The sequence below is a fragment of the Streptomyces bobili genome, from assembly GCF_002154575.1.
In the GTDB taxonomy this organism is placed as follows: domain Bacteria; phylum Actinomycetota; class Actinomycetes; order Streptomycetales; family Streptomycetaceae; genus Streptomyces; species Streptomyces bobili.
In genome coordinates, this window is the sequence record NZ_MUBA01000001.1 from 64,321 (window position 1) to 71,408 (window position 7,088).

5 protein-coding genes are annotated in these 7,088 nt (G+C 74.9%); 2 read left to right on the forward strand and 3 right to left on the reverse strand.

Annotated features, from left to right (window positions below; translation table 11 throughout):
- Positions 1-13: 13 nt before the first annotated feature.
- Together BZL64_RS00265 and BZL64_RS00270 are read left to right on the forward strand one after the other, a co-directional pair.
- Positions 14-2,194, forward strand: coding sequence for a hypothetical protein (locus BZL64_RS00265; protein WP_086764522.1), 2,181 nt, complete (start codon positions 14-16; stop codon positions 2,192-2,194).
- 71 nt (positions 2,195-2,265) lie between these two features.
- On the forward strand, positions 2,266-3,648 hold the full coding sequence (locus BZL64_RS00270) for an SMI1/KNR4 family protein (RefSeq protein ID WP_086764486.1): 1,383 nt from the start codon (positions 2,266-2,268) through the stop codon (positions 3,646-3,648).
- A gap of 48 nt (positions 3,649-3,696) precedes the next feature.
- On the opposite strand, the gene BZL64_RS00275 is transcribed toward BZL64_RS00270, so the two are convergent.
- From BZL64_RS00275 to BZL64_RS00285, 3 genes are all read right to left on the reverse strand, one after another.
- Positions 3,697-4,335 carry a GtrA domain-containing protein gene (locus tag BZL64_RS00275; RefSeq protein WP_341868778.1) on the reverse strand — a complete coding sequence of 213 codons (639 nt, stop codon included), beginning with the start codon at positions 4,333-4,335 and terminating at the stop codon, positions 3,697-3,699.
- Positions 4,336-4,599: 264 nt separating this feature from the next.
- The gene (locus BZL64_RS00280; protein ID WP_086764489.1) at positions 4,600-5,868 is read right to left on the reverse strand and encodes a vWA domain-containing protein; all 1,269 of its coding nucleotides are present in this window, start codon (positions 5,866-5,868) and stop codon (positions 4,600-4,602) included.
- A partial coding sequence (locus BZL64_RS00285) for an AAA family ATPase (RefSeq protein WP_425276006.1) occupies positions 5,865-7,088 on the reverse strand: 1,224 nt, incomplete at its 5' end. The genes BZL64_RS00280 and BZL64_RS00285, both read right to left, overlap by 4 nt.

A 7,088-nucleotide genomic window follows, 5' to 3' on the forward strand; every position in this document is an offset into this window, starting at 1 on the left:
GAAGATCCCGCTCATGGACCGCACGCTCGCCCTCGCCGGACTCGACGACCGCCCATGGCCGGAACTGGACCACGCCTACGGAAGCGCGGAGGACCTCCCTGCCGTCCTGCGCGCCCTCGCGGGCGACGACCCGGAGGCCACGGCCGGGGCCCTGGACGAGCTGTACGGCAGCATCCTGCACCAGGGCACGGTCTACGCGGCGACCGCCGAGGCGGTGCCGTTCCTCGCACGCCTCGCGGCGGCCGGACGCCGCAGCGCCGATCTCCTCGTCCTGCTCGGCGGCATCGCCGAGAGCACCGACGGACACGGGGTGGCACCGGGCGCCTGCCGTGCGGCGGTGGCCGGACAACTCCCGTTCATTCTCGGCCTCACGGCCGCCGGGGAGGCGCGGGTGCGGCAGGCCGCCGTACGGGCGGCCGGGCACACGGCGGCCCCCACCGAGGCTTGGCCGGCGCTGCGAGGACGCTGGGAGGAGGAGACCGACGACGCCGTGCGGGCGGAGCTGGTGACCGCGCTGGTCCGGCTCGACCCGGCACGCGGCGCCCCGACGGCCCTGGCCGCTCTCGCAGCGCACGGCCCGGCCCGGTTGCGCGTCACCGCCGTCCTCGCCTGCCTGGCGGCGGGCCTGCCGTGGGACACCCGCCGGCACGACGCCGTACTCGCCGCGCTGCCCGCCGAGGGCCTGGTCTCCGCCTTCGAGCAGTGCGAGCCCCTCCAGGCCGTGGTCGGCGGGCTGCTCCGGCGCGACACCGCGGAGGACCGGGAGGCCGCCTTCGCGCTGCTGGAGGCCGCTCTGCGCGTCCCCGAGGCGGACGTCCGCGCCGAAGCCCTGTCGGCCGCGGACCGCGCCTGCATGGTGTCCCGTTCCGCGCCGGCGCGGCTGCTGCCCGCACTGCTCCCGCTGCTCGACGAACCGGAGCCACCGAGGGGCGTACTGCCCCTGCTCGACAAGGTCGCGGAACAGGCGGGCGCCGGAGCCCCCGCTCTGGCCCGGCTCGCCGCCGGCGACGGCGACCTCGCCGACCGGGCCCTCGCCGCGCTCGTGACCGCCGCCCCCGCCCTGGCGGCCCCGCTCCTCGCCGAGCGACTGCCCGAACGCCCCCTGGCCCTCGCCGCCGCCTCCGGAGCCCGCGCACACGGTACGGCCGTCAGCGCCCCGTTCCCCTACGACGCCGCGCTGCTCGACGCGGTCCGACGGCGCCTCGCCGACCCGGAGTCGAAAGGCAACGAGCCCATCCACCTCGCCCTGCTCCTCGCCTCCTGGGGACGGCGCGCCGCCCCCGCGATTCCCGAACTCCTCGACGCGCTGCCGAGGATCCCGCTCGCCGGCCCCACCGCACTCGTGGGGGTCTGCCCGGACGACGGCGAGCCCAGGACCCGTACGACGGAACACCTGCGCACGGCCGCCCTGCACGGTCCCGACGAGGGACGACTGTCGGCGGCGCGCGCCCTGCACGACCTGACCGGCGAGAGCGGACCGCTGATCGCCGCGATACGGGCCGAACTGGCCGGCGCCGGGAGGTACCTGCGGGAGGCCGCCCGCCTCGTCACCGTCCTCGGGGAGACCGCCGGCGAACTCGTGCCGGCGATACGCGCCGCCCTGACGGACCAGCCCGCATTCCGGTCCATGCCGTGGCTCGACACCCATGCGGAACTCGCCGCCGCCCTCTGGGACATCACCGGCGACGCGGCCACGGTCGTCCCGCTCCTGGAGGCCGTCATCAGAGCCGACGACGGCCCCTGGACCCGGTGGACGGCGATGCGGACGGCGCGCCTCGCGGCCCGACTGGGGTCCGCGGCCCGACCGTTGCGCCCGGCGCTGGAGGAACTCCTCGTCACCCCACCGCACGCACCCGCCGCCGTCCTCGCGCTGCTGGCCGCGCTCCCCGAGGAGGAACTGCGCGGCCCGCTGGAGCGAAGCGTCCTCGCCGGGCAGGTGCTGGACACGGCGGAGAGCGGCGTCGACGTGGACAGCGCGTTCGAGGCGCTGTCGGCGCTGGGCCGTGCCGCACTGACCGACGAGCACCTGCACCGCATCGAGCGACTCGCCCAGGGCGACCGGCGGGTGGTGACCGCAGGGATCGGGAGCCAGATCATCCGCGCGGACGAGCAACTGGCCACCAGGGCCCGCGAAACCCTGAAGGCGCTGACCGCGCCGATGGGGCGGGCGGCCCCGGCACCTGGCCAGGGCTGACACACCGGCACGAACTTTGCCCCACCCCCCTCCCACCTCACCTCACCCAACCCATCGACAGGAGCCCGCTGTTGTCCTCGCTAGATGAATTCACCACGTGGGAGCCCGTGTTGAGGCTGCTCCGGGCCGGTAACGCCGAGGAACTGGCCGCTCCGGGCGGCTACGTGACCGGACAGATCGGCCCGTACGGATGGAGCCTGCCCATCCAGCGCGGCTTCCCCCTGCCCGGGCAGGCGGCCCAGCACGAGGACATGCAGGACGAGTTCGACGCCGTGCGACGCGTGCAGAGCGCGCTCGCGGAGGCCGGCGTCGACAGCATCCCGTTCACGGCGGAGATCGCGCCGACCGGGCGGACCGTGCTCCGCCTGCTCAGACCCAGTCCCGCCGTGGAGCCCGGCGTGGGAGGCCCGCATCCCAGCTCGCTCGTGCTGGTCGAGGGTGCCGTCCCCGAGCCCTGGCGACGCCTGCCCGATCCGGTGCCCGGCGCTGTGCCGGCCCCGACGGCCGACCCGGCGCTGCTGGAGCGGACGCTCCGCGAGCGGCTCCCCGACGGCGTCGGTGCCACCGACGAGGATCTCGCCGCCGCGGAGACGCGTCTGGGCGTGACCCTGCCCGAGGAACTCAGGGCGCTCTACCGGGTGACGCGGGGCCGGTGGCAGGACTGGGGAGGCGACCAGGAGGTGACGGAACGCGTCGTCCAGGCGGTCGGCTGTGAACTCTTCGCCCTGGACGACGTCTACATCGCCGACCCGGCGTCCCGCACCTCACCATGGCGGTACGCGGCGATGGAGGCGGTCGTCACCCGGCCGGACGCCACCGTGCAGGGAGTGGTCGGCTCGGCCGGCTGGATCGTCTTCGCCGACACCGGCGGCGGCGACCGGATAGCGGTCGACCTGACCCCCGGCCCGCGCGGACACCTCGGGCAGATCATCGTCCTCAGCCATGAGGAGAGCGTCGGCGCCGACCTGGTCGCCGACTCCCTCACCGACCTGGTCTCGAGGCGGCGCAGCGACAGGCGTGGCAGCTCGCGCCGGGACGAGCTGCCGGCCGTGGCCCGGGTCAACCGTGCCGCCCTGGACAGCATCGAGGCCGCGGTCCACCCGGAGCTGGAGGTCCTGAGCATCGGCGTGTGGGAGGGGAGTCCGATCAGCCTCGCCCCCGTCACCGGACTGCCCCGGCTGCGTACTCTCACCGCCTACCCCGGTACGCTCGCCGACCCCTTGGAGATCGCCGAGCTGACCGGGCTGGAGTTCCTGGACCTCGGGCCGGAGGACTGGCGGGTCCTCCTCGACGCAGGTGCCGTGCCGCGCAGCCTGTCGGCCGCCTCCATCGAGGTGCACGGGCAGCGGCATCCCCTCCCGATCGTGGACCTCGCCAACGAGATCCTCGCCCTGTGGGACCGGCCGCTGATCACCGTCTCCGTCATCGAGGGAGACCTCGGCCCGTCGGCCTAGCGGAAGCGGAAGCGGAAGCGGAAACGGCAGCGGCAGCGGTTCGCCGGATCAGCAGGCGACGGCCAGGACGGGCCGGGTGAGGGCGGACGGTACGACAGCTGTCGGCACGGCCGTTCCGCCCCTCGGGTCCGATGCGGTTCCGCCCTTCGGGCCTGCCGCTGCTTCGCCCTGAGTGCTCGCCGCCGTTCCCTTCCGTGCCCCGTCCGCGAACACGAACAGCCGCAGCACCAGGAAGCGTCCCGTGCCCGCGAGGGCGGCGGCGCCCAGGTAGACGGCCTGCTGGGTGAGCAGGCCGGGGGACGACTGGAGCGCGTACAGCCCGAACATCGCGGCGCAGGTGACCCCGTAGGCCGCCGTGGCCGAACCGGCGGACTGGAGGTGTCGGCGCCACCCGGCGCGTCGCCCGGTGCCGAAGGTGAAGAGGGCGTGCAACTCGGTGCACACCAGCGTCGAAACGACGGTGATCACCGCGTTCGCCAGGGCCCAGGGCATCAGCGTGGCCAGCAGGGGGACGGCGGCGCCGGAGAGGAGTCCGATCCCGCCGCCGAAGACCGCGAACCGGACGAAGGAGGCGAGCGGACCGGGCGTCGTCGACGGAGTCGCCGTCGTGCCGTCCGTGGGCAGCACCTCGTGCGCGGACTGCGGCTGCGGCTGCGGCTGCTGCGGCTTCGACAGGACGGGCGACATCGCGGATACCTTCCGGGTGGGACTCGGTACCCAGGACCCTCGGACCCGACCGGGACTCGGGACCCGGGCCTCCGGGACTGGGTTCACGTCGGCGGCCTGGCTTTCGGTCGAGCTGCGACCGGGCTTCACTTCCGCCGCGTTGAACGATGCCGTGTTCCGCTCCCGGGAACGAGGGAGCGGCCTACCGAACCGGAGGTGGGGGTAGCTCCACCAAGGAGGTGGGGCCGGCAGGCGTCACGGACGCCCCGCCGGCTTCACGGCACCTCACCTACGTCCCCCAGGAGGCACCGAACCGATCTCCACCACGCGGGCCCACGCGGGCGGGGTGTCCGGCACGTAGTCGGGGTCGTCCTCGTTCCACGACCCTTCCTTCCCTCCTCTCCGGGGGAACAGCCCGACCACGGTGCGGCACGGCGGTCGCGAGGTGGGCCACGGCGTCTGACCGTCCGTCAGGACGACGATGGCGTCCGGCCGCGGCGAGGACCGGAGCGCCTTGGCGAAGCCCGTGCGCAGATCCGTACCCCCGCCGCCCATCAGGGGGATGCCCTCGCCCTGGCAGAGCGGGTGCACGATCCGGGCGGACGCGTCGCACGGCAGCACCGTGACCAGGTCGCGGCGGCCCCCCACGGCGCGGGCGATCGCGGCGACTTCGAGGATCGCGCTGCCCAGTTCGGCGTCGCTGACCGACCCGGAGGTGTCGATGATCACCGAGACGTGGGGCGGCCTGCGCCGAAGGCTGGGCAGGACGACTCCGGGCACCCCGGCCGAGCGCCGCGCCGGCCTGCCGTAGGTGTAGTCCTCGCCGACGCCGGGTGCGGAGGCCGCGGAGCGGACCGCCGCGCCCAGCAACTCCCGCCACGGCTGCGGCGGATGGAACGCCTCCTCCGCCCACCGCTGCCACTTCTTCGGGGCGTTCCCGGGGCGGCCGATGATCCCCTGCGCGACACGGAACCGGACGGCGTCCCGCTGCTGCTCGCTGAGTCCGTTCGCGCCGTCGGGTCCGAGGTCCCACTCCCGGTAGAGTCCGTCGGCGCCGCTGCCGCAGTCCAGCCAGGCCAGCTCCTGCGTGCGCGGCCCGAGCCGGAACTGACGCAGGTAGTCCTCCATCAGTTCGCCCTGAGACAGCCCCAGTGTCTGCGGCCGGACGGCTCCCTCGGGCCGCAGCAGACCGTCGCCGAAGGCGTCGTCGTTGATCTCCATGTCCGCGGCGATGTTCATCCGCAGCCGTTCGCCGGGTCCGGTCAGGCCGTGTCGGCGGGCGACCCGGTCGCTGCGGCCGTGGTGGTCGCGCAGCAGGTGCGACACCTCGTGCACCCAGACGCCGGCCAGTTCCTCCACCGGCGTCCGGTCGACGAACGACGGTGAGACGTAGCACCGCCAGTGCTGGTCGACGGCCATCGTCGGGACCTCCCGCGACTCCACGGTGTGCAGGGCGAACAGGGCCGTCGCCAGGTAGGGCCGGACCCGCGCGGCGTGCAGCCGGGCGGCGAAGAGCTTGTCGAGGTCCAGGGTCCCCGCGGTGTCCTGGTTCATCGGCGGGCCCCCGCCGGCACGGACGCTGTCGGCACGGAACGGGCCGCCGCCCGGTCCGCCCTGCGGGACAGGGTCACCACACCGGCGAGCCGTTCGATCGCCGCCGGTACGTCCCAGTCGCCCTGGCGCAGCGAGGCCAGGGTGGTCGCGGGCACGACCACCAGGTCCGGCGCCCCGGTCTCCGCAGCCCGGACCAGCAGCGTCCACGCCGCGTCCCAGCGGGACTTGTCCGGGCGCTTGCGGACCGCGTCGACCGCCCCGTCGAGCACGGCCTGGCGCAGATCCCCCCGCTCGGGCAGGTCGACCCCCATCGGATCGGCGAGGACCGCCTCGGGGTCGGGGAGGTCCATCCGGTCGAGGCCGGCCAGCAGCTCCAGTCCGGGACCGTCCCCTACGGCCCCCCTGACCAGCAGGGACAGCACCTCCCGCGAGGAGCCGGCCGCGGTGGCGAAGGCGATCAGGGTCAGCGTCATGTCCCAGCTCCGCGGCGACGGCCAGGCACCGCCACGGCGGGCCTCGCCGCTGGGCAGCCGGTGCACGAGCGTGGGGCGGGCGGACAGCAGCCCGCACACCGCGCGCCGGGCGAAGTCCACGGCCTCGCGCACCTTCCCGGGGTCGAGCCGGGGCAGTGTGGCGCGGGGCCAGGTCCCGCCGAGGCCGCGTACGACGACGTCGTGGTCGTGTGTCCACTGGAGGTGGACGAAGCGGTTGGCGAGGGGCGGGCTCAGTTCCCAGCCGTCGGCCGCGGAGGACCGCGGGTTGGCGGCGGCCACGATCCGCACCCCCGGCGGCAGTCGCAGGGCGCCGACCCTGCGTTCGAGCACGAGCCGGAGCAGGGCGGCCTGCACGGCGGGCGGCGCGGTGGACAGTTCGTCCAGGAACAGCAGCCCGCGACCGGCCCGCACCAGCCGCACCGCCCAGTCCGGCGGTGCCATGGGAACCCCGTGCACGGCGGGATCGTCCCCCACGACGGGCAGCCCCGAGAAGTCGGACGGTTCGTGCACGCTGGCGATCACCGTGGTCAACGGCAGGTCCAGGGACTCGGCGAGCTGGGTCAGGGCCGCGGTCTTGCCGATCCCCGGCTCGCCCCACAGCAGGACGGGCAGATCGGCGGCCACGGCCAGGGTCAGGGCCTCCAGCTGTGTGTCGGGCCGCGGTTCGGTCGTCGTATCGCGCAGGAGGGCCAACAGCTCACCGGCCACGTCGAGCGGGGAGCCGGG